This is a genomic window from Pseudomonas sp. NKUCC02_KPG (assembly GCF_019345465.1).
Classification (GTDB): domain Bacteria; phylum Pseudomonadota; class Gammaproteobacteria; order Pseudomonadales; family Pseudomonadaceae; genus Aquipseudomonas.
The window spans coordinates 99,592-126,575 of the sequence record NZ_JAHKRC010000005.1 but is presented as its reverse complement, the minus strand read 5'-3'; the positions used below and the strand labels follow the sequence as shown (position 1 = coordinate 126,575).

Here is a 26,984-nt window from a genome sequence, read left to right as displayed (position 1 = left end):
CCGGGCCTCAAAGCATACCCCTCCCGAGGCTGTCCCGAAGATGTTGATCCTGCGCGGCGCTCCTGCCCTTTCTGCCTTTCGCCACAGCAAACTCCTTGCACAACTGAGCCTGAAGGTTCCGGCTGTCACTGGTTTGTATGCTGAATTCGCCCACTTTGCCGAAACGACCGGTGAGCTGACCAGCGATGAACAGCAGGTACTGGCTCGTCTCCTGAAGTACGGTCCAAGCGTACCGGTCCAAGAGCCGAGCGGCCGACTGTTCCTGGTGTTGCCGCGGTTTGGCACCATTTCCCCCTGGTCCAGCAAGGCCAGCGACATTGCCCGCAACTGTGGCCTGGCTAAAGTCCAGCGCCTGGAGCGAGGCATTGCGTTCTACGTGGCTGGCCAGTTCAGCGACGCTGATGCCGAGCTGATTGGTGCTGCACTGCATGACCGCATGACGCAAATCGTGCTGGGTAATCTCGAGCAGGCCAGCGGTCTGTTCAGTCACGCCGAGCCCAAGCCGCTGACAGCGATTGACGTGCTGGGTGGCGGTCGCGCCGCGCTGGAAAAAGCCAACGTCGAGTTGGGTCTGGCACTGGCTGAAGACGAAATCGACTATCTGGTCAACGCCTTCAACGGTTTGGGTCGCAACCCGCACGACATCGAACTGATGATGTTTGCCCAGGCCAACTCCGAGCATTGCCGTCACAAGATCTTCAACGCCAGTTGGGATATTGACGGCCAGAGCCAGGACAAAAGCCTGTTTGGCATGATCAAGAACACCTACGTGATGCACAGCGAGGGCGTTCTGTCTGCTTATAAGGACAACGCTTCGGTCATCGTAGGCAGTGTTGCCGGGCGTTTCTTCCCGGACCCTGAAACCCGCCAGTACGGCGCGGTGCAGGAGCCTGTACACATCCTGATGAAGGTCGAAACTCACAACCACCCAACCGCAATCGCCCCGTTCCCGGGTGCTGCGACCGGTTCCGGTGGCGAGATCCGTGACGAAGGCGCAACCGGTCGTGGTGCCAAGCCCAAGGCTGGCCTGACCGGCTTTACCGTATCCAACCTGCAGATCCCAGGCTTTGTACAGCCGTGGGAAGTGCCATACGGCAAGCCAGAGCGCATTGTTACCGCGCTGGACATCATGATCGAAGGCCCTCTGGGCGGTGCTGCGTTCAACAACGAATTCGGTCGTCCGGCCCTGACCGGTTACTTCCGTACCTTCGAGCAGTCCATCACGACTCCCCGCGGCGAAGAAGTCCGTGGTTACCACAAGCCCATCATGCTGGCTGGCGGCATGGGCAACATCCGCGCCGAACACGTACAGAAAGCCGAAATCACGGTTGGCTCCAAGCTGATCGTGCTCGGTGGCCCGGCGATGTTGATCGGCTTGGGCGGCGGCGCGGCTTCCTCGATGGCCACCGGCGCAAGCTCGGCTGACCTGGACTTCGCTTCGGTTCAGCGCGAAAACCCGGAAATGGAACGTCGTTGCCAGGAAGTGATCGACCGTTGCTGGCAGCTGGGCGACAAAAACCCGATCAGCTTCATCCACGACGTGGGTGCGGGCGGTCTGTCCAACGCTTTCCCGGAGTTGGTGAACGACGGTGAGCGTGGCGGTCGTTTTGAACTGCGCAATATTCCAAACGACGAGCCGGGCATGGCCCCGCACGAAATCTGGAGCAACGAATCCCAGGAACGTTACGTTCTGGCCGTGGGCGTCGAAGATTTCGACCGCTTCCAGGCGATTTGCGAACGCGAGCGTTGCCCGTTTGCCGTCGTCGGCGAAGCCACTGCCGAGCCGCAACTGACCGTCACCGACAGCCACTTCGGCAACAACCCGGTGGACATGCCACTGGAAGTGTTGCTGGGCAAGGCGCCGCGCATGCACCGTTCAGCAGTACGTGAAGCAGAGCTGGGCGATGATTTCGACCCGGCAGCGCTGAACATCGGCGAATGCGTTGAACGCGTCCTGCATCACCCGGCTGTAGCGAGCAAGAGCTTCCTGATCACCATCGGCGACCGTACCATCACCGGCCTGGTTGCTCGCGACCAGATGGTGGGTCCGTGGCAGGTGCCTGTGGCTGACGTTGCCGTCACCGCCACCAGCTTCGACGTCTACACCGGTGAAGCCATGGCCATGGGCGAGCGTACTCCGCTGGCACTGCTGGATGCCCCGGCATCGGGCCGCATGGCGATCGGCGAAACCCTGACCAACATCGCAGCTTCGCGGATCGGCAAGATCAGTGACATCAAGCTGTCTGCCAACTGGATGTCCGCTGCTGGTCACCCGGGTGAAGACGCCCGCCTGTACGACACCGTTAAAGCGGTCGGCATGGAGCTGTGCCCTGAGCTGGGCATCACCATTCCGGTGGGCAAGGACTCGATGTCCATGCAAACCCGCTGGAGCGAAGAGGGTACTGACAAGACGGTCACCTCGCCGCTGTCGTTGGTCGTTACCGGTTTTGCCCCGGTGCTCGATGTGCGCCAGACCCTGACCCCCGTGCTGCGCATGGACAAGGGCCTGACCGATCTGGTTCTGATCGATCTGGGTCGTGGCCAAAACCGTATGGGCGCCTCCATCCTGGCTCAAACCTACGGCAAGCTGGGTAAACAGGCTCCCGACGTTGATGACGCAGAAGACCTCAAGGCTTTCTTCGCCGTGATCCAGGGCTTGAATGCCGACGGCCATCTGCTGGCTTACCACGACCGTTCCGACGGTGGTTTGCTGACCAGCGTGATGGAAATGGCGTTTGCCGGTCACTGTGGTGTCAACCTGGTCCTCGACGGCCTGGCTGAAACTGCTGCCGACATTCCTGCGATCCTGTTCAACGAAGAGTTGGGTGCAGTGATCCAGGTTCGCCAGGACTCCATGGCAGACATCCTTGCGCAGTTCAGCGCTGCCGGTTTGGGCGACTGCGTATCGGTCATTGGCCAGCCGCGCAACTGTGACGATGTAAGCATCGAGTTCAATGGCGAGACCGTGTTTGAAGGTCAGCGCCGTCTGCTGCAACGTCAGTGGGCTGAAACCAGCTACCAGATCCAGCGTATGCGCGACAACGCCGAGTGCGCGGAGCAAGAGTTCGCCGTGTTGCTTGAAGAAGACAATCCGGGCCTGAGCGTCAAGCTGAGCTTTGATGTCAACGAGAACATCAGCGCGCCGTACATCAAGACAGGCATTCGCCCTCAAGTGGCCGTACTGCGTGAGCAGGGTGTAAACGGTCAGGTTGAAATGGCAGCGGCGTTCGATCGCGCCGGCTTCAATGCCATTGACGTCCACATGAGCGACATTCTGGCCGGCCGTGTCGACCTGAACGAGTTCAAGGGCCTGGTTGCCTGCGGTGGTTTCTCCTACGGCGACGTGCTGGGTGCCGGTGAAGGCTGGGCCAAGTCGGCTCTGTTCAATGCCCGTGCCCGTGATGCGTTCCAGAGCTTCTTTGAGCGTACCGACAGCTTCTCCCTGGGTGTGTGCAACGGTTGCCAGATGATGTCCAACCTGAGCGAATTGATTCCGGGCAGCGAGCTGTGGCCACACTTCGTGCGCAACCGCTCCGAGCAGTTCGAAGCCCGTGTGGCGATGGTCCAGGTGCAGGAGTCGAACTCGATCTTCCTGCAGGGCATGGCCGGTTCGCGCATGCCAATCGCCATTGCTCACGGTGAAGGTCATGCCGAGTTCGCCAGCGAAGAAGCCATGCTGCAAGCGGATCTGTCCGGTTCTGTGGCGCTGCGTTTCGTCGACAACCACGGCAAGGTCACTGAAAACTACCCGGCCAACCCGAACGGCTCGCCGCGCGGGATTACCGGCCTGACCAGCAGTGACGGGCGTGTCACCATCATGATGCCGCACCCTGAGCGTGTGTTCCGCGCCGTACAGAACTCGTGGCGTCCAGAAGAGTGGAACGAAGATGCGCCGTGGTTGCGCATGTTCCGTAACGCTCGTGCTTGGGTCAATTAAAGGCTGGGTAGATTAAAAGCGATGTACAAGCTCAGCTTCTTCGTTCCCCCAAGCCACGTGGACGTGGTCAAAAATGCCGTATTCGCCGCCGGTGGCGGACGAATCGGCAATTATGACCACTGCGCCTGGCAGACCTTGGGCCAGGGCCAGTTTCGCGCGCTGGACGGCAGTCAGCCGTTTATCGGGCAAACCGGCCAGGTCGAATATGTCGGGGAATGGAAAGTTGAGCTGGTCGTCGCAGACGATCTTGTCCACGACGTGGTGGCTGCGCTCAAGCACAGCCACCCGTATGAAACGCCCGCTTATGAAGTGTGGCGTTTGGCTGATCTCTAGCTGCAATGCGTATAAAAAACCCGCTGAACCGGTAACGGTCAGCGGGTTTTTTGTTATGTGCGTGGCGTGGGGCTAAGGGCGGATTTCAACCATCGTGCCGTCCTTGACCAGGTTCCAGACTTCGCGCATTTCGTGGTTTTTCATTGCGATGCAGCCATCGGTCCAGTCCAGGGTGTGGAACAGTTCTTCAGGGTTTTCTTCGCTGTCCGGCGTGCCGTGGATCATGATCATCGACCCGGGGTTCACGCCTTCACGCCGGGCGGTGGCCGCGTCGCTGATATTGGGGTAGTTGATGTGCATGGCCAGGTTGAACTTGTCGCTTTTTTTGCGCCAGTCGACCCAGTACAGCCCCTCAGGTGTGCGTTTGTCTCCCTCGCGCATTTTTGGCCCCTTGGGTTGTTTGCCCAGGGAGATGCGGTAGGTCTTGATCGGTTTGCCATCGCTGATCAGTTGCAACTTGCGGGCAGACTTGAGCACAAGAACCTTGTCGATACTTTGCCCGGCGTGCGCAGAGGGTGCCGATGGGGTTGACTGGAGTACCTGATTCTTATCGACGGGTTTGCCGTTTACGGTGATGACAACAGAAGCCTGGCAGGTAACGGCAAATGAAAAGCAAAGAGCAGCGAGCAACCAACGCATTAGAGGGATATTCCTGAGGTGCAAGGCGAACAGCATTATTGTTGGGGTTTGATCAGGCTGGACAGGGGCGCTACAGCCTCGCTGCGCACGGGGTAGGTGTTGTCCCGGCGGTCAGCGAAAAAGCATTCTAGGGTACGGCTGACCGTGCGGAAAGCCAGCTCTGACCAAGGGATGTCAGCTTCTTCAAAAAGCCGGACTTCAAGGCTCTCTTCACCGGCTGAAAAATCGAGGCTTTGCAGCTCGGCACGATAAAAAATATGCACCTGATTAATGTGCGGTACATCGATCAGGGTGTAGATGTTCAGGTTTTCAACTGCAGCGCAGGCTTCTTCGAGGGTTTCACGTCGAGCTGCATTTTCGACCGTCTCGCCGTTTTCCATGAAACCTGCGGGCAGCGTCCAGTAGCCTTTGCGCGGCTCGATGGCGCGACGGCACAACAGCACTTGTGTGCCCCAGGTCGGCAGGCAGCCGGCAACGATATTCGGGTTCTGATAGTGAATGGTCTGGCAGTGGTCGCACACATACCGCAGGCGTGAATCGCCTTGTGGGATGTGTTGGCTGACGGAGTGGCCGCACTGGCTGCAAAATTTCATGCTGGGGTCTCTGGCTCTGGCGCCTATCTTGGGGGCTGAGGCGGCCTCGCGGCAAGTGCGATATGGCGGCTGCGACACTGTGGGGCTTGGGTGCTGCCCACGATTTGGTGCATGATGCCCGATAAGTGACGGATCGAGATGACCTATGCTGGACGAGCTGCTTGGCCGTGTAAGCCGCTACACCCCGCGCACGCTGGAAACGGAACGGAATTTCCCCGAGGCTGCCGTGCTGTTGCCGGTGACGCGCAGCGCTGAACCCGAACTGATTCTGACCCTGCGTGCCAGCGGGTTGTCGACCCACGGCGGTGAAGTGGCTTTCCCGGGCGGGCGCCGCGATCCTGAAGACCCGGATCTGGTATTTACCGCCCTGCGTGAGGCCGAAGAAGAGATCGGTCTGCCGCCCGGGCTGGTCGAAGTCATCGGGCCGCTGAGCCCTTTGATTTCGTTGCACGGTATCCGTGTGACGCCCTACGTTGGCCTCGTCCCGGACTACGTTGAATACCTGGCCAACGACGCCGAAATTGCTGCCGTGTTCAGCGTACCTCTGGAGTTTTTTCGCCAGGACCCCCGTGAGCACACCCATCGCATCGATTATCAGGGGCGCAGCTGGTATGTGCCGAGCTACCGTTTTGGGGTTTATAAAATCTGGGGGCTCACGGCAATCATGATCGTTGAGCTGATGAACCTGCTGTACGACGACGTCAATATCAATCTGCATACCCCGCCTGAGCGTTCCATTCCAATCTAGAGCCGTCAGCAGACGGCCACGCTGCCTTGAGGACATCTGCATGAAATACAGCCTGGGCGACTCGCTCGTCGAAACCCATCCAGAAAGCTGGACCGCGCCCAACGCCACCCTGATCGGCAAGGTGCGCCTGGAGGAGGGTGCCAGTGTCTGGTTCAACGCCGTGTTGCGCGGTGATAACGAGCTGATCCTGATTGGCAAGAACAGTAACGTGCAAGATGGCGCGGTGATGCATACCGATATGGGCTACCCGCTGACCCTGGGGACGGGGGTGACCATTGGCCATAACGCCATGTTGCATGGTTGCACGGTGGGAGATTACAGCCTGATCGGGATCAATGCAGTCATCCTCAATGGCGCCAGAATCGGCAAGCATTGCATCATTGGCGCCAACTCGCTGATTGGTGAAGGCAAGGAAATCCCGGACGGTTCGCTGGTCATGGGGTCGCCGGGCAAGGTGGTGCGTGACTTGACCGACGAACAGAAAAAACTGCTGGAGGCCAGTGCCGCGCATTACGTGCAGAACGGCCAGCGTTATGCCCGTGATTTGAAGGTGCAGAGCAATGACTGAAGTGGAGCGCCCGGTCGCCTCTCCCTGTGTGAACATTTGCGCATTGGATGACGACGATGTGTGCAGTGGTTGTCAGCGTACCGTGGCTGAAATCACCCGTTGGAGCCGCATGACCAACGTCGAGCGCCGGGAAGTGCTGGTGCTGTGTCATGAGCGGGCCAAGTCCAGTGGCCTGGTGTGGATGCAGGGCGCCAGTACCTGACAAATACCGCTGCCACAGGGGCATGTGGCGGGTACAAAATCGGGTGCGACTCAAGTACCCTGTGCGCCTTATTCAGAGGTGTCGCCCGCTCCCATGCTGTTTCTTATCGCTTATATCGCCAGCGTCGTGCTGATCAACTTCGCGTTCTCAACGGCGCCGCACCTGGACATTATCTGGTCGGCCTGGGGCGGGCTGGTGTTTGTTTTGCGCGACATGGTGCAAACCCGCTTTGGCCACGGTGCGCTGTTGGCCATGCTGGCGGCACTGGTGCTGTCATACATCACCTCTGATCCTTCGATTGCCCTGGCCAGCGCCACCGCGTTCGCCGTCTCCGAATGCATCGACTGGCTGGTGTTCAGCATCACCAAGCGACCCTTGCATGACCGCTTGTGGATCAGCTCTGCGCTGAGTATCCCGATTGATACCTTTATCTTTTTCGGCATGATCGATGCGTTTACCCCGGGCGTGATTCTCATCGCCATGGCGTCGAAATTTGCCGGAGTGACCTGTGTGTGGCTGGCAATGGCCTGGCGACTGCGCAAAGCCGCCGTTTAGTCAGGTAAAATGCCGGCCTTTCTTCCCCTGCAGGCGCAGGTTGTGTGCGCGCCTTCGATGATTTGTTTCCATGAGGACCTGAAATGACCCGTATCGGAACCCCACTGTCGCCGACCGCGACCCGCGTATTGCTGTGTGGCTGCGGCGAACTGGGCAAAGAAGTTGTCATCGAATTGCAGCGTCTGGGGGTCGAAGTGATCGCTGTCGATCGCTATGCCAACGCACCGGCCATGCAGGTTGCCCATCGCAGCCACGTCATCAATATGCTCGATGGCGCAGCCTTGCGTGCCGTAATCGAAGCAGAAAAGCCGCACTTTATTGTTCCTGAAATCGAAGCCATTGCCACCGCGACCCTGGTTGAGCTGGAAGCCGAAGGCTTTACCGTCATTCCGACCGCCCGCGCCACTTCGCTGACCATGAACCGAGAAGGCATTCGACGTCTGGCGGCAGAAGAGTTGGACCTGCCAACCTCGCCGTATCACTTTGCCGATACCTTTGAAGACTACAGCGCCGCCGTGCTGGACCTGGGCTTCCCGTGTGTGGTCAAGCCGGTGATGAGCTCGTCGGGCAAGGGCCAGAGCCTGCTGCGCAGCACTGATGATGTGAAAGCTGCCTGGGACTACGCACAAGAAGGCGGTCGTGCGGGCAAGGGGCGGGTCATTGTCGAAGGCTTTATCGACTTCGACTACGAAATCACCCTGCTGACCGTACGCCACATCGGTGGCACCACGTTCTGCGCGCCGGTCGGTCACCGTCAGGAGAAGGGCGACTACCAGGAGTCCTGGCAGCCGCAGGCCATGAGCCCGATTGCTCTGGCCGAGTCCGAGCGTGTTGCCAAAGCCGTGACCGAGGCGCTGGGCGGCCGCGGCCTGTTTGGCGTTGAGCTGTTCATTAAGGGCGATCAGGTGTGGTTCAGCGAAGTCTCGCCGCGCCCGCACGATACCGGTCTGGTTACGCTGATTTCCCAGGACTTGTCCCAGTTCGCCCTGCATGCACGAGCGATTCTGGGCTTGCCGATTCCGCTGATCCGTCAGTTCGGGCCATCGGCCTCGGCGGTGATTCTGGTGGAAGGGCAGTCGACCCAGACTGCGTTCTCCAACCTGGGTGCGGCCTTGAGCGAGCCGGATACGGCCTTGCGCCTGTTCGGCAAGCCAGAGGTCAATGGCCAGCGCCGCATGGGCGTGGCCCTGGCCCGTGATGAGTCGATTGAAGCTGCACGCGCCAAGGCGACCCGTGCAGCCAAGGCTGTAGTGGTCGAGCTGTAAAAAAAACATCCCCGTAGTCGCTGCCGAGGCACGAAGGCTGCGAGCTTTTAAACTTTAAGAGCTCGCAGCCTTCGTGCCTCGACAGCGATTACGGATTTCCTGCGCCGATCAGGCCACCTTGTTCAGGTCAGCCTCTTTCGTTTCTTTCAGGCACAGCACAGCGATCAGGCTGAGCACTGCCGCACCCGAAACATACCCGCCCACCCAGCTCAAACCGCCCATGCTCACCAGCTTCTGGGCAAAGAACGGTGCGGCCGATGCGCCCACAATCCCGCCCAAGTTGTACGCCGCCGATGCGCCGGTATAGCGCACGCGGGTCGGGAACAGTTCAGGCAGCAGGGCGCCCATGGGGGCAAAGGTCACGCCCATCAGAAATAGCTCAATGCACAGAAACAGCGCCACGCCCCAGGTCGAACCCTGGGTGAGCAGAGGCTCCATCAGAAAGCCCGACAAGATCGCCAGTACACCGCCGACAATCAGCACCGGCTTGCGTCCATATCTATCGCTGGCCCAGGCTGAAAGAGGTGTTGCAGCGGCCATGAACAGCACGGCAAAGCACAGCAGGCCGAGGAAGGTCTCGCGGGTATAGCCCAGCGTGGACACGCCATAACTCAGCGAAAACACGGTCGAGATATAGAACAGTGCATAGCACACGACCATGGAGGCGGCGCCCAGCAGCATCGGTGCCCAGTATTGGCTGAAGAGCTCAACGATGGGCATTTTCACCCGCTCGTGTTGCGCTACGGCTTTGGCAAACACCGGTGTTTCTTCCAGTTTCAGGCGCACATACAAGCCGACCATCACCAGCGCCGCACTCAGCAGGAAGGGGATGCGCCAGCCCCATGAGCGGAACTGCTCATCGCTCAGGCTCATGGCCAGAATCAGGAACAGGCCGTTGGCTGCCAGAAACCCGATCGAGGGCCCCAGTTGCGGGAACATGCCATACCAGGCGCGCTTGCCTTTGGGAGCGTTCTCGGTGGCCAGCAATGCTGCGCCGCCCCATTCCCCGCCCAGCCCGAGCCCCTGACCGAAGCGCAGCACGCACAGCAGGATCGGAGCCCAGGCGCCGATCGTGGCGTAACCTGGCAGCACGCCGATCAGCGTGGTGCACACGCCCATCAGCAGCAGGGAGGCGACCAGTGTGGATTTGCGCCCGATACGGTCACCGAAGTGGCCAAACAGGAAAGAGCCCAGCGGGCGGGCGAGAAAGGCAATGCCGAAGGTCAGGAACGCCGACAGCATCTGCGCCGTGCCGGAGGTCTGCGGAAAAAATACCGGGCCAATGACCAGTGCGGCGGCGGTGGCATACACGTAAAAGTCGTAGAACTCGATGGCCGTGCCGATAAAACTGGCCGTGGCAACGCGGGTTGCGGAGTTGGCCGGCTTGTCGGGCGAGGCTTCGCTGTAAGTAGTGCTGGAGGTCATGCGTAAATCCCTGACAGTTATGAGCTCATTGGCCGATGCCAGCCTTTGCGGCGTGACGTGGCGAGCAATTTTTATGGTCGTTTGCCCTGAGGGATAACAGGGTGCAAGCGCAGTTCAGGATGGGAACGTACGCAGGTACTGCGTAAAGCAACGCGCCGACAGCGCTGGGTGCGGGTAGCACGCGTGTCGGCGAGGCTTGGGTAAGCGAGGAAGATTATAGGGAGGCCCGTTTAAATGTAACAAGACCTTACGCGGCGATTAAGCCGCGGGCTTGACGCTGTTGTGCCAGATAAGCACTCGGCTGACGCGGTTATCTTCGGTCTGGAGGATCTCCAGGCGGTAGCCGCCGATCTTCAGGCATACCGTGGTTTCCGGGATGGTTTCCAGCGCTTCGGTGACAAGGCCATTGAGGGTTTTGGGGCCGTCGCAGGGCAGGTGCCAGCCCAGGGCTTTGTTCAGCTCGCGTATGGAGGCTGCGCCATCAATCACATAGCGTCCGTCGGGCAGGGGATCGATATGGGGGTTGTCGATGTTTTGCTCATCTTCGAACTCGCCCACGATTTCTTCGAGGATGTCTTCAAGTGTCACGATGCCCAGCACTTCGCCGTACTCATCGACCACCACGCCCAGCCGACGCTGCTGCTTGTGGAAGTTCAGCAGTTGCAGTTGCAGCGGGGTGCTTTCGGGGATGAAGTAAGGTTCATGGCAGACGGCCAGCAATGCCTCTTTGGTCAGGCTGGCATCAGGCAGCATGTGTTGAATGTGGCGGGTGTTGAGGATGGCTTCGACCTGATTGATGTCGTTGTGAAACACCGGCAGGCGCGTGCGTGTGGTCTGGCGTAGTTGTTCGATCAGGTCTTCGATCGGATCATCCAGATTGAGGCCCTCGACTTCGCTGCGCGGGATCAGGATGTCGTTGACCGTGATGTTGTCCAGCGCATGGATACCGGAAAGCAGGTGCGGGCGACTGTTGTTTTGCTCGTCCAGTTGCTGGGGCGCTTCCTCGCGCGGTTGCAGGGCTTCTGCACGCTTGGCCGCTGCGCCAGTCTTGCCCAGAAAATAGCCGACAAGTATCCCGGCTCCTGCGATCAACAGCGCCGAGACCGCCAGAATCGGCCCAGGGGGCAAGCTATCCATAATTATCGCCCGTCAGATATGCAGAATGTATTCACGAACCAGCTTGCTGCCAAAGTAGGCCAGCATCAACAGGCAAAAGCCGGCAAACGTCCAGCGGATGGCTTTGTGGCCGCGCCAGCCGAGGTGATAACGGCCCAGCAGGAGCACGCTGAATACGATCCATGCCAGGCATGCCAGCAAGGTTTTGTGCACCAGGTGCTGGGCGAACAGGTTGCCCAAAAACAGCCAGCCGGAAATCAGGGACATCGAGAGCAGTGACCAGCCGGCCCACAAGAAGCCGAACAGCAGGCTTTCCATGGTTTGCAGCGGCGGGAAGTTCTTGATCAGGCCCTTGGGATGCTTGTGCTTGAGCTGATAGTTCTGCAGCGACAGCAGCAATGCCTGGAACACCGCGATGGTGAACATGCCATAGGCCAGGATCGACAGCAGGATATGCGCGAGTATGCCGGGCTCTTCATTAATGACCTGAACCGTGCCGGGCGGCGCGAATTCGGACAGCAGCACTGTCAGCATGCCCAGCGGATATAAAAGCAGCAGCAGGTTCTCGACCGGTATCCGTGCGCAGGCAACCAGGGTCACGGTGATCACGGCCGCGGCAATCAGGCTGGCTGCACTGAAAAAGTCCAGTTCAAGGCCGGCAGGCGTCATCAGGTGGGTAAACAGGCTGGCGGCGTGGGCGAGCACGGCAAGAATGCCAAGCGTCACCAACAGGCGTTTGTTCGCCTTTGCGCCTTGGCGCAGGCAAGAGCCTTGATAGAAGGTCGCAGCGGCATATAAGCAGGCGGCGGCGAGGCTGGGTAGCAAGCTGGGTGACAAGGGGAGCATAAATCCTGTTAGGCAAGCCCGAAAGGACTGAGTTTGGCATACAACCGCCTGTACACGAAAGACCACATAAGCCGACGGCAAGGTGTCGGACACGGCCAGTCTTCGCTATAATCCGCGACCTGCCCACGCCGCAGGCTCGCCGAGCATCAGTTTTACACGGGCTGGGCCGCAATAACCCCGGTCTACTTTGGGCCTGAAAGGATCGCGCATGTTTGAAAATTTAACCGATCGTCTCTCGCAGACGCTGCGCCATGTCACCGGCAAGGCCAAGCTGACCGAGGACAATATCAAAGACACCCTGCGTGAAGTGCGCATGGCGTTGCTGGAAGCCGACGTGGCGTTGCCAGTCGTCAAAGACTTCGTCAACGCGGTCAAAGAGCGCGCTGTAGGCACGGAAGTGTCCCGCAGCCTGACGCCTGGCCAGGCGTTTGTGAAGATCGTCCAGGCTGAGCTTGAAAGCCTGATGGGCGCTGCCAACGAGGATCTGGTCCTCAATGTCACGCCGCCAGCCGTTGTATTGATGGCCGGTTTGCAGGGTGCGGGTAAAACCACCACCGCCGGCAAGCTGGCGCGCTTCCTTAAAGAGCGCAAAAAGAAAACCGTGATGGTGGTCTCGGCCGACGTTTATCGTCCGGCAGCGATCAAGCAGCTCGAAACCCTGGCCAATGAAGTCGGCGTGACCTTCTTCCCGTCCGACTTGAGCCAGAAGCCGGTAGACATCGCTCGCGCAGCCATTGCTGAAGCGAAGCTGAAGTTCATCGACGTGGTCATCCTCGATACCGCGGGCCGCCTGCATATCGATGCCGAGATGATGGCTGAGATTCAGGAACTGCACGCGGCCGTCAAGCCTGCTGAAACCCTGTTTGTCGTTGACGCCATGACCGGCCAGGATGCGGCCAACACCGCCAAGGCTTTCGGTGACGCATTGCCGCTGACCGGCGTGATCCTGACCAAGGTCGACGGTGATGCCCGTGGCGGTGCGGCGCTGTCCGTGCGTGCCATTACCGGCAAGCCGATCAAGTTCATCGGTATGGGCGAGAAGAGCGACGCGCTTGAGCCTTTCCACCCGGACCGTATCGCTTCGCGCATCCTGGGCATGGGCGACGTGCTCAGCCTGATCGAGCAGGCCGAACAGACCCTCGATAAAGACAAAGCCGACAAGCTGGCCAAAAAGCTCAAGAAAGGTAAAGGCTTCGACCTCGAAGACTTCCGCGACCAACTGCAACAGATGAAGAACATGGGCGGCCTTGGCGGTCTCATGGACAAGCTGCCGAACATGGGCGGCGTCAATCTGGCGCAAATGGGCAATGCCCAGGGCGCAGCTGAAAAGCAGTTCAAGCAGATGGAAGCCATCATCAACTCCATGACCCCGGCCGAGCGCCGCGACCCTGAGCTGATCAGCGGTTCGCGTAAACGCCGTATTGCCATGGGTTCCGGCACTCAGGTGCAGGACATCGGTCGCTTGATCAAGCAGCACAAGCAGATGCAGAAGATGATGAAAAAGTTCTCCACCAAAGGTGGGATGGCCAAAATGATGCGCGGCATGGGCTCGATGATGCCCGGCGGCGGCATGCCAAAAATGTAATTTACCCGCCCGTACGCTTGCGTGCGGGCAACTCGCAGCAATGCGAGACACCCGGCAAACCCGCACTGTGCGGGAGCTGACCTGTCACCATTCATGGTGATCTCGTTGCAAGTCTGTACGGCATGCCGATAGGCGCCAGAAAAAGACATTTGCAAAAGTCCGGATATTCCTTAGAATATGCGGCCTTTCGGGCACCTATGCCCGCTGTGCCTTTAGATTTGCAGCACCGACTACAGGAACGATGTTCACATGCTAACAATCCGTCTTGCCCTTGGCGGCTCCAAAAAGCGCCCGTTTTACCACTTGACCGTTACCGACAGCCGTAACCCACGTGACGGTTCCCACAAGGAACAAATTGGTTTCTTCAACCCGGTTGCCCGTGGTCAGGAAATCCGTTTCTCCGTTAAAGAAGACCGCCTCGCCTACTGGCTGAGCGTTGGTGCTCAACTGTCTGAGCGTGTTGCTCAGCTGGTTAAAGAAAACGCTAAGGCTGCGGCCTGAGCAATATGAGCGTGACGCCTGAAACTGCTGATGATTTGATCGTTATCGGCAAAATCTATTCGATTCACGGCGTGCGCGGCGAAGTGAAGGTTTATTCCTTTACGGATCCAATTGATAACCTGTTGGACTACAAAAAGCTGACGCTTCGGCGCGGCAATGATGTACGACAGGCAGAGCTGGTCAGTGGCCGTTCTCATAACGGCAAGTTTCTGGTTGTGAAGCTCAAGGGTCTCGATGACCGTGATGAAGCTGGTCTTCTTCGTGAATTCGAAATCTGCGTGCCGCGTAACCTGTTTCCTGAACTGACCGACGGCGAGTACTACTGGTACCAGCTGCAGGGACTGAAAGTGACCAACCTTGAAGGGCAATTGCTCGGCAAGATTGTTGACCTGATGGAAACTGGCTCGAACGATGTCATGGAAGTCAAACCTTGCCCAGGTAGCCTGGATGATCGCGATCGCTTGTTGCCCTATACAGAGCAATGCGTGCTGAGCGTCGACCTGGTAGCGGGCGAGATGAAGGTGGATTGGGATGCGGACTTCTAAGCGTGGCTAAATTGCGCGTAGAAGTGATCAGTTTGTTTCCCGAAATGTTTTCCGCCATCAGCGACTACGGCATCACTAGTCGTGCGGTGAAACAAGGGCTCTTGCAGCTGACTTGTTGGAACCCGCGAGACTACACAACGGACCGACATCACACTGTGGACGATCGCCCATTTGGCGGTGGTCCGGGCATGGTGATGAAGATCAAGCCTCTGGAAGATGCACTGGTTCAGGCCAGAGAAGCAGCCGGAGAGGCGGCGAAGGTTATTTACCTGTCGCCCCAAGGCCGTCAACTGAATCAGTCGGCGGTACGCGAACTGGCGAATGAGGAAGCATTAATCCTCATTGCAGGTCGTTATGAAGGCATTGACGAGCGTTTTATAGACGCTTATGTCGATGAAGAGTGGTCGATTGGTGACTATGTACTCTCTGGTGGCGAGCTACCGGCGATGGTTCTGATTGATGCGGTTACACGACTGCTGCCTGGAGCTTTAGGGCATGCGGACTCCGCGGAGGAAGATTCCTTCACGGATGGTTTGCTGGATTGCCCGCACTACACCCGACCGGAGGTGTATGCGGATCAGCGTGTTCCCGACGTATTGCTTAGTGGCAATCATGCACACATCCGGCGTTGGCGTTTACAGCAGTCCCTTGGGCGGACCTTTGAACGACGCGCCGATCTTCTGGAAAGCCGCTCGCTTTCTGGAGAAGAGAAGAAGCTGCTCGAGGAATATATCCGCGAGCGGGACGATAGTTAACAACGTATCGATGGTAGATCAGTTGATCTACCTTAGGAGCACAGCATGACTAACAAAATCATCCTTGCACTCGAAGCAGAGCAGATGACCAAAGAGATCCCTCCTTTTGCCCCGGGCGACACCATTGTCGTTCAGGTGAAAGTGAAGGAAGGCGATCGTTCGCGTCTGCAAGCTTTCGAAGGTGTAGTGATTGCCAAGCGTAACCGTGGCGTGAACAGTGCTTTCACTGTTCGTAAAATCTCCAACGGTGTTGGCGTAGAGCGTACTTTCCAGACCTACAGCCCGCAAATCGACAGCATGGCAGTGAAACGTCGCGGTGACGTTCGTAAAGCCAAGCTGTACTACCTGCGTGACCTGTCCGGTAAAGCAGCTCGCATCAAGGAAAAACTGGCTTAAGTCCAGCTTCCCGATGCAGAAAAAAGCAGCCTTCGGGCTGCTTTTTTGTTGCCTGAGATTTGTCATACCTTTGTCCAGTTGTAGGTAGTAAAAGCATGACTTTGCGTGAGCAAGAGATTCAACGTCGTACTGAATTGTCCGTTACCCGTATTACCAAAGCGGTTTTCCCATCGACCACCAATCACCACAACACCCTGTTTGGCGGCACTGCGCTGGCCTGGATGGACGAAGTATCGTTTATCGCCGCCACTCGTTTTTGTCGTCTGCCGCTGGTGACGGTGTCTACCGATCGCATTGACTTCAACCACCCCATTGCCGCGGGTTGCATCGTTGAGCTGGTGGGGCGAGTGGTTAAAGTCGGCAACACCAGCCTCAAGGTCGAGGTTGAGGTGTATGTCGAAAGCATGAGTTGCGATGGCCGCGAATTGGCCATCCAGGGTTTGTTCAGCTTTGTTGCCATCGATGATGACAAGCGCCCGGTGCCGGTGTTGCCAGGGTTTGCCTCGTAAAACGGCATTGCGCAGTTTTGTGAGCAGCGCATTACATGTGGGAGCTGACTTGCCTGCGATGCAAGCGCCGCGGTCTGGCTGGCACACCGCAGGGATGCCATCGCGAGCAAGCCCGCTCCCACAAGGAAGGTGGGGCTTCAGCTCTGCTGCCTGATCAGTGCCAGCAACGTCCACCCGGTTCCCGGTTTCAGCTCGCTGTCGGGTGTTACCACATGGACCCAGCCATTCCCGTCTCGGGCGAACAGCAAGGTGACGCGTTTACCGTGCAGGTTCTGGTAGTCCTCCCAGGTGAAGTTGTCGGTCAAGTTCGTGCTGTACAACTCGGCACCCTGACTCAGTTCACTGGCCAGCTGGCCATAGGTCAGTGCCGGGTTGCCCAGCGCTTGCCCACGGTACTCGTGACTGGCGCGATGTTTGTCGGTGCGCCGGCTTTCCTGGCCATTGGTCAGGGCAAACAAGCGCTGGGGGCCGAACTCGTGGTGAAAACGAACCGCTGCCAGGGTGTTCAGCTCGCCAGACGGCGACAGGGCGAGCAAATACCCCAGGCCCACCAGGTCAAGATGGGATTCGGCGTGCTCTGATGCCGGGTTGCCAAAGTAAGTCGGCAGGTTTTCCATGCGCGCTGAGCGAATGTTTTCCCAGTTGGAGTCGGTCAGCAGTACCCGGCTGCCCAGTTGCTGAAGGGCTTTGCCAATGATCCGGGCCGGGCCATTGGCGCCGACGATCAAAAAGCCGCTGGGTGCGGGCTCGGCCACTTTCAGCAGGCGGGCCAGAGGCCGTGCCGTGGCGCTTTGCAGTACCACGGTGCCAATGATCACCGCAAACGTAAGCGGCACCAGCAGCAACGCGCCTTCGTGACCAGCTTCGTCCAGCCTGATTGCAAAAATCGCTGAAACGGCAGCCGCGACAATTCCGCGCGGAGCAATCCAGGCCAGTAGAGCGCGTTCACGCCAGTTCAGTTTTGAGCCAAACGTTGAGAGCACGACGTTCAGTGGACGAGCAATAAACTGAATAATCAGCAGCAACACCAGCACCACCGGCCCGAGGCCGATCATGGCGTTCAAGTCCAGGCGCGCGGCGAGCAGAATGAACAGGCCCGAGATCAGGAAAATGCTCAGGTTCTCCTTGAAGTGCAAGATGTTGCGTACATCCACGCCTTTCATGTTGGCCATCCACATGCCCATCAGCGTGACCGCCAGCAAGCCCGATTCATGCATGGCCTCATTTGCGCCAATAAACACAGCCAGCACCGCCGCCAGTGTTGCCAGGCTTTGCAGATACTCGGGCAGCCATTGGCGGCGCACGATATGCCCCATGATCCAGCCGCCCACGATGCCGAACACGCTGCCGCAGACAATCACCCCGGCAAAGGTCAGCAGGCTGTGGCTCAGGCCTTCGCCCGTGGCGCTGGCGATGATGAAGCTGTAAACCACGACCGCGAGCAACGCCCCAATCGGGTCGATGACAATGCCTTCCCAGCGCAGGATAGTGGCAATAGACGCCTTGGGCCGCACGACACGAAGCATCGGCACAATCACCGTCGGCCCTGTGACCAGCGTCAGGGTGCCGAACAGCAAGGCCAGCAGCCAGTCAAAGCCCAGCAGCCAATGGGTAGCCAGGGTGATCACCGCCCAGGTCGAGAGCGCTCCGATCGTGACCAGTCGATGCACCACTGTGCCGATTTCGCGCCACTCGGACAGGTGAAGGGTCAGGCTGCCTTCAAACAGAATCAACGCTACAGCCAGAGAAACCAGCGGCATCAGCAAGGGGCCGAACAGCTCTTGAGGGTTAAGCCAGCCTAATACGGGGCCCACTAAAATCCCGGTCAACAGCAAAAACAGAATGGCCGGCAACTTCAGTCGCCAGGCCAGCCACTGGGAGCCCAGGGCTGCGATGCCGATACCGCCGAAAGACAGCAAAATCTGTTGTTCGGTCATAAGGTGATCCTGTAGGAACTTGGGGTTTATGGCGTGCGCCGGCTATGAAAGACTAGCGGCCACTTTTGCACTTCACTTTTTATTTGTGCGCAGCCTCTGGCCTGCGCATTTCGAGAGCCAATGCCCGCTATAGACGATCCACTTATCGACCGTTTCCTGGATGCCTTGTGGTTGGAAAAAGGCCTTTCGGACAACACTCGCGGCGCTTATCGCAGTGATTTGGCCTTGTTCAATGGCTGGTTGGGCGAGCGCGACATTGCGTTGATCAATGCCGGGCGCGAATTGATCCTCGATCACTTGGCCTGGCGACTGGAGCATGGCTACAAGCCCCGATCCACCGCGCGCTTCCTGTCAGGCGCGCGGGGGTTCTATCGTTACTTGCTGCGAGAAAGGCTGATTGCCGTCGACCCGACGCTGCAGGTCGATATGCCGCAGTTAGGCCGGCCGTTGCCCAAGTCCCTGTCAGAGGCCGACGTTGAGGCGCTGCTCGCCGCTCCGGATCTGAGTGATGCCATCGGTCAGCGTGATCGGGCCATGCTCGAAGTGTTGTATGCCTGTGGCCTGCGGGTGACAGAGTTGATCAGCCTGACCCTGGAGCAGATCAATCTGCGTCAGGGGGTGTTGCGGGTGATGGGCAAGGGCAGCAAGGAGCGCCTGGTGCCGATGGGGGAGGAGGCCATCGTCTGGGTTGAGCGCTACATGCGCGATGCCAGGCATGAGCTGCTCGCAGGGCGCCCCAGTGATGTGATGTTTCCCAGCCAGCGAGGTGAGCAAATGACTCGCCAGACCTTCTGGCACCGCATCAAGCATCAAGCCAAAGTCGCGGGGATCGACAAGTCACTGTCGCCTCATACCTTGCGTCACGCCTTCGCCACCCACCTGCTCAACCACGGCGCCGACCTGCGTGTGGTGCAAATGCTGCTGGGGCATAGCGACCTGTCCACGACCCAGATCTACACCCATGTGGCCCGTGCCCGCCTGCAGGACCTCCACGCCCGCCATCACCCGCGTGGCTAGTGGTAGTCGGTCATGCAAGCCATCTGTGGTAGGCTTTGCCGGTTCAGAAAGCGCGCCGCCCCTACTCGAAGTTCCATGACGGGTATTGCGGGTTGGCCGCGTTGCCCGTCTTCAGGAGTTCCCATGCGCGTGACCCAGATTTTTGCCGCCGCAGCCATTGCGTTGGTCAGTACGTTTTCGTTCGCCGACACCGGCGCCGAGCAAGCTATTCGCAAGAGCCTCGAAACGTTACAGCTGGATGTTCCGGTCGAGAGCATCAGCGCAAGCCCGATGGCCGGCCTGTATGAAGTCAAACTCAAGGGCAGCCGCGTTCTGTACGCCAGTGCGGATGGACAGTTCATCGTTCAAGGCTATATGTTCCAGCTCAAGGACGGTAAGCCGGTCAATCTGACCGAGCAGGCAGAGCGTGTTGGCGTCGCCAAATTGATCAATGGCATTCCGGTGGCAGAGACCGTCGTTTACCCTGCAATCGGTGAAACCAAGTCGCACATCACGGTCTTTACCGACACCACTTGCCCGTATTGCCACAAATTGCACGCCGAAGTCCCTGAGCTGAACAAAATGGGGATCGAAGTGCGCTATGTTGCATTCCCGCGTCAGGGCCTTGGTTCTCCAGGTGACCAGCAACTGCAGGCCGTCTGGTGCTCCAAGGACAAAAAGTCGGCGATGGACAAGATGACTGACGGTAAAACGGTCGAGGCGCCAAAATGCGCCAACCCGGTCGCCAAGCAGTTCGCGATGGGCCAGTCCATCGGTGTAAATGGCACGCCAGCCATTGTTTTGGCTGACGGTCAGGTAATTCCGGGTTATCAGCCTGCTGCACAGGTTGGCAAGCTGGCACTCAGTGTTAAATAATCCTGCATCGTCACGGTAAGCCTTTGACGATCATGGCGGGGCAGTCCAACTGCCCGGCTATTAATAGAGAACCGTGGCAATCCACGGTTGTTTTCCACGGCCGACCTTGAGTCGGCCGTTTTATGGGGAGTTCAGCGTGAATCCGGTCAAAGTAGGTATCTGTGGGCTCGGGACCGTCGGTGGCGGCACCTTCAACGTACTAAAGCGTAACGCCGAAGAGATTGCGCGCCGTGCCGGGCGTGGTATCCAGGTTGCGCAAATTGCAATGCGTACGCCAAACCCTCAGTGCGACATTACCGGTACCCCCATTACCAACGATGTATTCGCTGTTGCGACCAACCCTGAAATCGACATTGTCATCGAGCTGATCGGTGGTTACACCATCGCTCGTGAGCTGGTGCTCAAGGCCATCGAGAACGGCAAGCATGTCGTGACTGCGAACAAGGCACTGATTGCCGTTCACGGTAACGAAATCTTCGCCAAGGCCCAGGAAAAGGGCGTGATCGTTGCGTTCGAAGCGGCCGTTGCAGGCGGCATCCCGGTGATCAAGGCCATTCGTGAAGGCCTGTCGGCCAACCGCATCAACTGGGTTGCGGGCATCATCAACGGTACCGGTAACTTCATCCTCACCGAGATGCGTGAAAAAGGCCGTACGTTCGAAGACGTGCTGGCTGAAGCGCAAGCGCTGGGGTATGCCGAAGCCGACCCGACGTTCGACGTTGAAGGGATCGATGCAGCACACAAGCTGACGATTCTGGCGTCGATTGCCTTCGGTATCCCGTTGCAATTCGACAAGGCCTACACCGAAGGCATCACCAAGCTGACAACCGCTGACGTGAATTACGCTGAAGCCCTGGGTTACCGCATCAAGCACCTGGGTGTTGCGCGCAGCACGGCCAATGGTATCGAACTGCGTGTTCACCCAACGCTGATTCCGGCTGATCGCCTGCTGGCCAACGTCAATGGCGTCATGAACGCCGTCATGGTCAATGGCGATGCTGCCGGTTCGACCCTGTTCTACGGCGCAGGTGCGGGCATGGAGCCAACGGCTTCGTCCGTGATTGCCGACCTGGTGGACGTGGTTCGCGCCATGACCAGCGACCCTGAAAACCGTGTGCCGCACCTGGCCTTCCAGCCAGACCTGTTGTCCGATCACCCGATCCTGCCGATCGATGCGTGTGAAAGCGCCTACTACCTGCGTATCCAGGCGAAGGATCATCCGGGCGTATTGGCTCAAGTGGCCAGTATCCTGTCCGAGCGCGGTATCAACATCGAGTCGATCATGCAAAAAGAGGTCGAGGAGCACGATGGTCTGGTGCCAATGATTCTGCTGACCCATCGGGTCATCGAGCAGCACATGAACGATGCGATCACGGCGCTTGAAACGTTGCAGGGCGTAGTGGGGCCAGTGGTTCGTATCCGAGTTGAACATCTCAATTAATTGATAGCGCCAAGCGGCAGGTTCCCGGCCGCTTGGCGCTCAAACCGAAGGTTTGAAAAACATGCGCTATATCAGCACCCGTGGCCAGGCACCGGCCCTGAATTTTGAAGATGTATTGCTGGCCGGGCTGGCCAGCGATGGCGGTTTGTATGTGCCGGAAAACCTGCCGCGCTTTACCCAGGAAGAAATCGCTTCCTGGGCCGGTTTGCCGTACCACGAGTTGGCGTTTCGGGTCATGCGCCCGTTTGTGACCGGCAGTATCCCGGACGCGGACTTCAAAAAGATTCTCGAAGAAACCTACGGCGCGTTTTCCCACGCAGCGGTAGCGCCGCTGCGTCAGCTCAATGGCAATGAATGGGTACTTGAGCTATTCCACGGCCCGACCCTGGCGTTCAAGGATTTCGCCCTGCAACTGCTCGGTCGCTTGCTCGACTACGTGCTGGCAAAGCGTGGCGAGCGCGTGGTGATTGTCGGAGCAACCTCAGGTGATACCGGCTCGGCTGCCATTGAAGGCTGCAAGCATTGCGAGAATGTCGACATTTTCATCCTGCACCCCAATAACCGGGTGTCGGAAGTTCAGCGTCGCCAGATGACTACGCTGTTCGGTGACAACATTCATAACATCGCCATCGAAGGCAACTTCGATGACTGCCAGGAAATGGTCAAGGCCAGTTTTGCCGACCAGGGTTTCCTCAAGGGCACACGCCTGGTCGCGGTGAACTCGATCAACTGGGCGCGGATCATGGCCCAGATCGTTTACTACTTCCATGCAGCCCTGCAACTGGGCGGACCGCACCGATCAGTGTCGTTCTCGGTGCCTACCGGCAACTTTGGCGACATCTTTGCGGGTTACCTGGCGCGCAACATGGGCTTGCCGATCAACCAGTTGATCGTTGCCACCAACCGCAACGACATCCTGCATCGCTTCATGAGCGGCAATCAGTACGCCAAGGACACCCTGCACGCGACCCTGTCGCCGTCGATGGACATCATGGTGTCTTCGAACTTCGAACGTTTGCTGTTCGATCTTCACGGTCGCAATGGCGCGGCGGTTGCAGCCCTGATGGACACGTTCAAGCAAACCGGCAACTTCAGCGTTGAAGATGATCGCTGGACCGAGGCGCGCCGTCTGTTCGACTCGTTGGCAGTCGATGATGAGCAGACCTGCGAAACCATCGCCCAGGTGTTTGCCGAGAGCGGTGAAGTGCTGGATCCGCACACTGCCATTGGCGTGCGTGCAGCTCGCGAATGCCGTCGCAGCCTGGATATTCCGATGGTTATCCTGGGCACGGCACACCCGGTCAAGTTCCCGGAAGCGGTTGAGAAAGCCGGCATAGGAAAAGCGCAGGAGTTGCCGTCGCACCTTTCCGACCTTTTTGAGCGAGAAGAGCGCTACACCGTGTTGGCAAATGATCTCAAGGCTGTTCAAGCCTTTGTCAGCCAGCATGGCAATCGAGGCAAGCCTCTTTAAGAGCATTTGTCTTACGCGTTTTGAAGCCCGTCATCTGACGGGCTTTTTTGTTTGCGCATGGCATCCTTGGCCGCTTTTAGACCCCGCATGTTGGCGGGTTTGTGGCCAAGGATTCTGTCATGTCACCACTTCACCAGGCATTTGAATCAGGGGCGCGCCTATTGCTGGCGATGGTTCTCCTGACCTGTATGCAGCCGGCCATTGCCAGCCATGGTTTGCCCTTCAGGCTTGCAACAAGCTTTATCGAGTTCAAGCCGCTGCAACTGGATGCCTCTGAACAGCAATGGCTGGCCGATCACCCAACGCTGCGTGTGGGTATCGCCCTCGGCGATTACGAACCTGTCGATATCACCAATGATCGCGATTACTACCAGGGCCTTAGCGCCGATTACCTGGGGCTCGTTCGTGACAGGCTGGGAGTGTCTGTCGAGCTTTTGGGCTACAAAAAGCGAGACCAGGCAGTGGCCGAGCTGCTGGCCGGGAAAATCGACATCCTGACCAGTGCCAGCGGCTTTGAACGGGGGATTGAAGGCATCGCTTTTTCCCGCAGCTACATGGTTGATCAAGGGGTCATCGTCGTGCGTGCCAGTGACTTCGAGCCGATTACGCGCTGGGCGGGTAAAAAGATCGGCTTTGTCGATGGTTACGTCGATATACAGACCGCCCATGGGTTTTACCCCGACAGCGAGCTCATCCTCACCCCCCATTTGCAGAGTGCCATGGAAGCGCTGGCTGAAGGGGATATCGATGCATTCATCGGTAACGAGCTCATGGTGCAGGCATTCAAGAATGTTCGGCCTTACTCAGGGGTGCGCATTATGGGTGATAGCGTTTTGCCGGCTGACGGGTTTGCTTTTGCCACTCGCCGCTCCGAGCCCCAGCTAGCAGCGTTGATTGAAAAGGCATTCGGCAGCATTGATGACGCAACGAGGCAGATGGTCCTGGCCCGCTGGACGACCGGGCTTGAAGGGAGCAGCGGGCAGCAGCCCATCGATCTGTTGCCCGACGAGCAGGAATGGATCAAGCGTCATCCGGTCGTGACCCTCGCCACCCAACAGTTTCCGTTGTACGCGTTCAGGGCTGGAGACGGTCGCTGGGTGGGGCTGAGCGTTGACATTCTGGCGCGTATATCTCGAATGACCGGGCTGCAGTTTGTGCACAAGGAAGCGTTTTCAACGGTGAACATTCTGGACATGCTCAAAAGTGGCGAGGCGCAAATGAACTCCAGCCTCTCCCGAAACCGTGAGCGTAGCGCTTTTCTGGACTTCACCTATTCCTACGGAGGGGCACCCTGGGTATTTGTGGTGCGCGTCAATGATTCCCGGCTGGGTTCGCTGGACCAGTTGGCGGGTAAGGTGCTGGTGCTTCCCGCCAGGCACGCCCTCGAAGACTTGATTCGACGAGAGTACCCCGCAATCACCTTGCTGCTGGTGGATACCTACGCCCAGGCACGCCACGCAGTGGCCACGGGTGATGCGGATGCAACGATCCAGAGCGAGACACAAGCTCACCTCTATCCGCCGGGGCGTCTAAAGGTCGGGCGCAGTGTGGATGGACGATGGACCGCTGCCAGTTTTTCGGTATCGACCCAATACCCTGAGCTGCTTGGCATCATGAACAAGGCGCTTGAGGCCATTCCGGTGGCCGAATTTCGAGCGCTGAGAACCCGATGGTTGGGAGGCGTTGGTCAACCACTTGTTATCGAGGGGGGGTCTTACCCTTCAGTCTGGTTGTATTGGGCATTTACAGCGTTGTTTACCGCTGGCCTCATGCTGTTTTCATGGAACCGGTCTCTGCGCAGGCAGCTAGGGATCAGGCGCCGGTTTGAGCAATCCCTGCGTGAGGAGTTGGAACTCAATCGACGTTATTTGGATGGCATCCCCAGCCCGATATTCGTGGTGGGCCTGGAAGGTGAGTTGCTCGCCTGCAATAAAAGCTATGAAGAGCGCTTGTCGGTGCAACTGGAGCAGATATGCGGATTGAAGGTCACGGACGTCAATTTATTTCCTGATGAGCTGGCTGAGCAGTTTCAGCAAGAGCTTATGCGCATGATCCAGAGCCGTAAGCCTTGCTACAAAAAACGGTGGGTGGAGTTTAAAGCGGGAGGTATGGAAATCTACCAGTGGACTGTCCCGTTTTACTCCGTATCAGGGCGGCTGGAAGGGCTGGTAGGCGGGTGGTTTGATACCTCCGAGACCAGGAAGTGGAGCTAGCAGGCTCACTTAAACGTTAAAAACAAACTTTGTATAAAACAGCACAACTTTCAGAAATTTCCTATGTTTCTTGGCTGCTGGGCCTACTAAAGTTCACACACTCTGTAACAGCAGGTTTATGCCCTGAAGGTTCAAGATGCGGCCTCTGAAAGTATTGATTCTTGAAGACAACCCGTTTCAGTTAATGGCGTTGCACCAAATGTTGAACGCTTTTCGGATTTTTGACGTCCTGACGGCTGAAAGCGTGGACTCGGCCCGGGAGTCCCTGCTCAAGTGCGGGGCAATCGATCTTGCCATTTGCGATCTCTACATGGACGGCACATCGGGGCTTGAGTTGATCAGCGAACTGGCCTGCGCGCGCAGTGCGAGGGCGGTGATCATTTTGAGTGCGGCGGCGCCCCCTGTGATCGAAAGAGCGGCCCAGCTGGCCCGCAAGCAAGGCCTGAGGGTGTTGGGCTGCTTGTCTAAACCCCTGACCCTGGGCAGCTTGGGGCAATTGCTGGACTCATATCAGCGCACGTGCTCAAGCGCTGGTGCTGCCAAGGGGAATTAACTGCTGGTATCGGGGAACTTTCAGCGGGCTTGGTGTGTCAGATTTTCCATCAACAGGAGCAAGTCTATTGCTCCGATGCTTGTAGCCTGTTGAGCGGGTCGTCAAGACCTTGTTAAAACCCGAGTAGCTTCCCCACTGCTCGGGTTTTTTTTATTGTTTTTTTTGTCATTGCGAATCCAGGTGCGACACGGGGGCTGGCCCCAATGTGTTGAGCAGGGTATTGACGCTGCGAATGACCTCGCGACCTTCAGGTGTGGCCGAACAACCAATGTAAATGGACTGAAACTCGGGTGCGCCCTGAATCGGGTAAAACGTCAGTGAGTCGGGCGGCAAACCTTGTTCGTTGGCCTTGGCCTGGATCTCCGGCCAATACCCCAGCAGTGCCGGCATGCGGCCAGCCTGCTGCATTTGCAGCAGGCTGCTCAGCGGATCGTTGCCGTAATGCATGACAATCTGGCTGGCAGGGGCCTGGGTCAGCTGGGCGTCAATCCACTCGCCGTAGCTGCGCTTGGCAATGACTCCAAGCTTCATGGTTTGAGCCTTTAGCAGCCCTGGCAGGTCAACCTTGTTGTTCTGGATGAAGGGTTCGACCAGGTGCCGGTTCTCACTCAGAATGGCCATGCCATTACTGTGCATGACTGCAACGGGTGCGGAGTAGACAATCGACTGGGCGCGAGCGGGGTTCCAGATCAAGGCCGGATCGCAGGCCAGTGCCCGTTCACCCAGCATCTGCAGGGCCCGCGCCCGGTTGACCTGCATGATGACGTGCTGGTACTGCGGCATGCTTTCGATCAGCACGGGCATCATTTGATCGATGACCCCCTGACCTTTTTGCTGCCCGTGAAACACCGTGAGCGGCGGCAGATCGCGCAGCAGCCAGATCAGCTTTGGCTCGGCCTGACTGCCGGAGGCCCAGACCAGAAGCAGCGGCGTTATCAGGCCTGCCCAAAGGCTTCGCCACTTCAAGCGATGAGTCATC

General features: G+C 58.3%; 25 protein-coding genes and 1 pseudogene. 19 read left to right on the top strand and 7 right to left on the bottom strand.

What is annotated here, in order from left to right:
- The first annotated feature begins 40 nt into the window (after positions 1-40).
- Both purL and KO536_RS08450 read left to right on the top strand, forming a co-directional pair.
- Positions 41-3,937, top strand: coding sequence for a phosphoribosylformylglycinamidine synthase (gene purL, locus KO536_RS08455; RefSeq protein ID WP_133076274.1), 3,897 nt, complete (start codon positions 41-43; stop codon positions 3,935-3,937).
- Between the two features lie 21 nt (positions 3,938-3,958).
- Positions 3,959-4,270 (top strand): YqfO family protein, encoded by a 312-nt coding sequence (locus KO536_RS08450; RefSeq protein ID WP_133076273.1) that lies wholly within the window; start codon positions 3,959-3,961, stop codon positions 4,268-4,270.
- Positions 4,271-4,342: 72 nt separating this feature from the next.
- Here KO536_RS08450 and KO536_RS08445 read toward each other — a convergent pair whose 3' ends face one another.
- Entirely contained in the window at positions 4,343-4,909 is a 567-nt protein-coding gene (locus KO536_RS08445; RefSeq protein ID WP_133076272.1) for a murein L,D-transpeptidase family protein, read from the bottom strand.
- Positions 4,910-4,944: 35 nt separating this feature from the next.
- Positions 4,945-5,502, bottom strand: a complete 558-nt coding sequence (locus tag KO536_RS08440; RefSeq protein ID WP_133076271.1) for an NUDIX hydrolase — start codon at positions 5,500-5,502, stop codon at positions 4,945-4,947.
- Positions 5,503-5,647: 145 nt separating this feature from the next.
- Here KO536_RS08440 and KO536_RS08435 point away from each other — a divergent pair, with 145 nt between their 5' ends.
- From KO536_RS08435 to purT, 5 genes are all read left to right on the top strand, one after another.
- Positions 5,648-6,250, top strand: coding sequence for a CoA pyrophosphatase (locus tag KO536_RS08435; protein ID WP_133076270.1), 603 nt, complete (start codon positions 5,648-5,650; stop codon positions 6,248-6,250).
- A gap of 40 nt (positions 6,251-6,290) precedes the next feature.
- A complete protein-coding gene (locus tag KO536_RS08430) occupies positions 6,291-6,818 on the top strand; it encodes a gamma carbonic anhydrase family protein (RefSeq protein WP_133076269.1) in 528 nt (175 codons plus the stop codon).
- The gene (locus KO536_RS08425; protein WP_133076268.1) at positions 6,811-7,020 is read left to right on the top strand and encodes a DUF1289 domain-containing protein; all 210 of its coding nucleotides are present in this window, start codon (positions 6,811-6,813) and stop codon (positions 7,018-7,020) included. The genes KO536_RS08430 and KO536_RS08425 overlap by 8 nt, the downstream gene beginning before the upstream one ends.
- Before the next feature lie 93 nt (positions 7,021-7,113).
- Positions 7,114-7,575: a VUT family protein gene (locus KO536_RS08420; RefSeq protein WP_019822065.1), complete on the top strand. Its 462-nt coding sequence runs from the start codon at positions 7,114-7,116 to the stop codon at positions 7,573-7,575.
- An 83-nt stretch (positions 7,576-7,658) separates the two neighbouring features.
- On the top strand, positions 7,659-8,840 hold the full coding sequence (gene purT, locus KO536_RS08415; protein WP_133076266.1) for a formate-dependent phosphoribosylglycinamide formyltransferase: 1,182 nt from the start codon (positions 7,659-7,661) through the stop codon (positions 8,838-8,840).
- A gap of 108 nt (positions 8,841-8,948) precedes the next feature.
- Here the strand turns inward: purT and KO536_RS08410 are convergent, their stop codons facing one another.
- From KO536_RS08410 to KO536_RS08400, 3 genes and pseudogenes are all read right to left on the bottom strand, one after another.
- Complete coding sequence (locus KO536_RS08410; protein ID WP_133076265.1) at positions 8,949-10,265, bottom strand: MFS transporter; 1,317 nt, start codon at positions 10,263-10,265, stop codon at positions 8,949-8,951.
- Between the two features lie 258 nt (positions 10,266-10,523).
- Positions 10,524-11,228: pseudogene (locus KO536_RS08405) on the bottom strand (transporter associated domain-containing protein); the annotation flags it as partial.
- Positions 11,229-11,414: 186 nt separating this feature from the next.
- On the bottom strand, positions 11,415-12,227 hold the full coding sequence (locus tag KO536_RS08400; RefSeq protein WP_133076264.1) for an inner membrane protein YpjD: 813 nt from the start codon (positions 12,225-12,227) through the stop codon (positions 11,415-11,417).
- Between the two features lie 208 nt (positions 12,228-12,435).
- On the opposite strand from KO536_RS08400, the gene ffh reads away from it, so the two are divergent.
- The 6 genes from ffh to KO536_RS08370 all read left to right on the top strand — a co-directional run bounded on the left by ffh (position 12,436) and on the right by KO536_RS08370 (position 16,518).
- Entirely contained in the window at positions 12,436-13,812 is a 1,377-nt protein-coding gene (gene ffh / locus KO536_RS08395) for a signal recognition particle protein (RefSeq protein WP_016781914.1), read from the top strand.
- A 249-nt stretch (positions 13,813-14,061) separates the two neighbouring features.
- Entirely contained in the window at positions 14,062-14,313 is a 252-nt protein-coding gene (gene rpsP / locus KO536_RS08390; protein WP_095001251.1) for a 30S ribosomal protein S16, read from the top strand.
- A gap of 5 nt (positions 14,314-14,318) precedes the next feature.
- The gene (gene rimM / locus KO536_RS08385; RefSeq protein WP_133076263.1) at positions 14,319-14,858 is read left to right on the top strand and encodes a ribosome maturation factor RimM; all 540 of its coding nucleotides are present in this window, start codon (positions 14,319-14,321) and stop codon (positions 14,856-14,858) included.
- A gap of 2 nt (positions 14,859-14,860) precedes the next feature.
- The gene (gene trmD / locus KO536_RS08380) at positions 14,861-15,613 is read left to right on the top strand and encodes a tRNA (guanosine(37)-N1)-methyltransferase TrmD (protein WP_003440270.1); all 753 of its coding nucleotides are present in this window, start codon (positions 14,861-14,863) and stop codon (positions 15,611-15,613) included.
- 45 nt (positions 15,614-15,658) lie between these two features.
- Positions 15,659-16,009, top strand: a complete 351-nt coding sequence (gene rplS, locus KO536_RS08375; protein ID WP_003440273.1) for a 50S ribosomal protein L19 — start codon at positions 15,659-15,661, stop codon at positions 16,007-16,009.
- A gap of 95 nt (positions 16,010-16,104) precedes the next feature.
- Positions 16,105-16,518, top strand: a complete 414-nt coding sequence (locus KO536_RS08370) for an acyl-CoA thioesterase (protein ID WP_019822086.1) — start codon at positions 16,105-16,107, stop codon at positions 16,516-16,518.
- Positions 16,519-16,655: 137 nt separating this feature from the next.
- Here the strand turns inward: KO536_RS08370 and KO536_RS08365 are convergent, their stop codons facing one another.
- Positions 16,656-18,455, bottom strand: a complete 1,800-nt coding sequence (locus KO536_RS08365; RefSeq protein WP_219261656.1) for a sodium:proton antiporter — start codon at positions 18,453-18,455, stop codon at positions 16,656-16,658.
- 120 nt (positions 18,456-18,575) lie between these two features.
- Between KO536_RS08365 and xerD the strand changes: the two genes are divergently transcribed.
- The 6 genes from xerD (at position 18,576) to KO536_RS08335 (ending at position 26,005) form a co-directional block, all read left to right on the top strand.
- Positions 18,576-19,472, top strand: coding sequence for a site-specific tyrosine recombinase XerD (gene xerD / locus KO536_RS08360; RefSeq protein WP_133077779.1), 897 nt, complete (start codon positions 18,576-18,578; stop codon positions 19,470-19,472).
- Between the two features lie 123 nt (positions 19,473-19,595).
- On the top strand, positions 19,596-20,327 hold the full coding sequence (locus KO536_RS08355; RefSeq protein WP_133077778.1) for a thioredoxin fold domain-containing protein: 732 nt from the start codon (positions 19,596-19,598) through the stop codon (positions 20,325-20,327).
- Between the two features lie 136 nt (positions 20,328-20,463).
- Complete coding sequence (locus KO536_RS08350) at positions 20,464-21,768, top strand: homoserine dehydrogenase (protein ID WP_133077777.1); 1,305 nt, start codon at positions 20,464-20,466, stop codon at positions 21,766-21,768.
- Positions 21,769-21,829: 61 nt separating this feature from the next.
- Positions 21,830-23,239: a threonine synthase gene (gene thrC / locus KO536_RS08345; RefSeq protein ID WP_133077776.1), complete on the top strand. Its 1,410-nt coding sequence runs from the start codon at positions 21,830-21,832 to the stop codon at positions 23,237-23,239.
- A 119-nt stretch (positions 23,240-23,358) separates the two neighbouring features.
- Complete coding sequence (locus KO536_RS08340; RefSeq protein ID WP_219261655.1) at positions 23,359-25,452, top strand: transporter substrate-binding domain-containing protein; 2,094 nt, start codon at positions 23,359-23,361, stop codon at positions 25,450-25,452.
- A 136-nt stretch (positions 25,453-25,588) separates the two neighbouring features.
- A complete protein-coding gene (locus tag KO536_RS08335) occupies positions 25,589-26,005 on the top strand; it encodes a response regulator (protein ID WP_219261654.1) in 417 nt (138 codons plus the stop codon).
- A 165-nt stretch (positions 26,006-26,170) separates the two neighbouring features.
- Here the strand turns inward: KO536_RS08335 and KO536_RS08330 are convergent, their stop codons facing one another.
- Positions 26,171-26,983 carry a TIGR02285 family protein gene (locus tag KO536_RS08330; protein WP_219261653.1) on the bottom strand — a complete coding sequence of 271 codons (813 nt, stop codon included), beginning with the start codon at positions 26,981-26,983 and terminating at the stop codon, positions 26,171-26,173.
- Position 26,984 lies beyond the last annotated feature (1 nt).

Bases quoted from the DNA above. Each gene is read 5' to 3' on its own strand.
- rpsP (WP_095001251.1), top strand. From the start codon at position 14,062: ATGCTAACAATCCGTCTTGCCCTTGGCGGCTCCAAAAAGCGCCCGTTT.
- KO536_RS08430 (WP_133076269.1), top strand. From the start codon at position 6,291: ATGAAATACAGCCTGGGCGACTCGCTCGTCGAAACCCATCCAGAAAGC.
- KO536_RS08445 (WP_133076272.1), bottom strand. From the start codon at position 4,909: ATGCGTTGGTTGCTCGCTGCTCTTTGCTTTTCATTTGCCGTTACCTGC.
- thrC (WP_133077776.1), top strand. From the start codon at position 21,830: ATGCGCTATATCAGCACCCGTGGCCAGGCACCGGCCCTGAATTTTGAA.
- purL (WP_133076274.1), top strand. From the start codon at position 41: ATGTTGATCCTGCGCGGCGCTCCTGCCCTTTCTGCCTTTCGCCACAGC.
- KO536_RS08340 (WP_219261655.1), top strand. From the start codon at position 23,359: ATGTCACCACTTCACCAGGCATTTGAATCAGGGGCGCGCCTATTGCTG.
- KO536_RS08435 (WP_133076270.1), top strand. From the start codon at position 5,648: ATGCTGGACGAGCTGCTTGGCCGTGTAAGCCGCTACACCCCGCGCACG.
- KO536_RS08335 (WP_219261654.1), top strand. From the start codon at position 25,589: ATGCGGCCTCTGAAAGTATTGATTCTTGAAGACAACCCGTTTCAGTTA.
- KO536_RS08410 (WP_133076265.1), bottom strand. From the start codon at position 10,265: ATGACCTCCAGCACTACTTACAGCGAAGCCTCGCCCGACAAGCCGGCC.
- KO536_RS08365 (WP_219261656.1), bottom strand. From the start codon at position 18,455: ATGACCGAACAACAGATTTTGCTGTCTTTCGGCGGTATCGGCATCGCA.
- purT (WP_133076266.1), top strand. From the start codon at position 7,659: ATGACCCGTATCGGAACCCCACTGTCGCCGACCGCGACCCGCGTATTG.
- xerD (WP_133077779.1), top strand. From the start codon at position 18,576: ATGCCCGCTATAGACGATCCACTTATCGACCGTTTCCTGGATGCCTTG.
- KO536_RS08425 (WP_133076268.1), top strand. From the start codon at position 6,811: ATGACTGAAGTGGAGCGCCCGGTCGCCTCTCCCTGTGTGAACATTTGC.
- ffh (WP_016781914.1), top strand. From the start codon at position 12,436: ATGTTTGAAAATTTAACCGATCGTCTCTCGCAGACGCTGCGCCATGTC.
- KO536_RS08420 (WP_019822065.1), top strand. From the start codon at position 7,114: ATGCTGTTTCTTATCGCTTATATCGCCAGCGTCGTGCTGATCAACTTC.
- KO536_RS08370 (WP_019822086.1), top strand. From the start codon at position 16,105: ATGACTTTGCGTGAGCAAGAGATTCAACGTCGTACTGAATTGTCCGTT.
- rimM (WP_133076263.1), top strand. From the start codon at position 14,319: ATGAGCGTGACGCCTGAAACTGCTGATGATTTGATCGTTATCGGCAAA.
- KO536_RS08355 (WP_133077778.1), top strand. From the start codon at position 19,596: ATGCGCGTGACCCAGATTTTTGCCGCCGCAGCCATTGCGTTGGTCAGT.
- KO536_RS08330 (WP_219261653.1), bottom strand. From the start codon at position 26,983: ATGACTCATCGCTTGAAGTGGCGAAGCCTTTGGGCAGGCCTGATAACG.
- rplS (WP_003440273.1), top strand. From the start codon at position 15,659: ATGACTAACAAAATCATCCTTGCACTCGAAGCAGAGCAGATGACCAAA.
- KO536_RS08400 (WP_133076264.1), bottom strand. From the start codon at position 12,227: ATGCTCCCCTTGTCACCCAGCTTGCTACCCAGCCTCGCCGCCGCCTGC.
- KO536_RS08440 (WP_133076271.1), bottom strand. From the start codon at position 5,502: ATGAAATTTTGCAGCCAGTGCGGCCACTCCGTCAGCCAACACATCCCA.
- KO536_RS08450 (WP_133076273.1), top strand. From the start codon at position 3,959: ATGTACAAGCTCAGCTTCTTCGTTCCCCCAAGCCACGTGGACGTGGTC.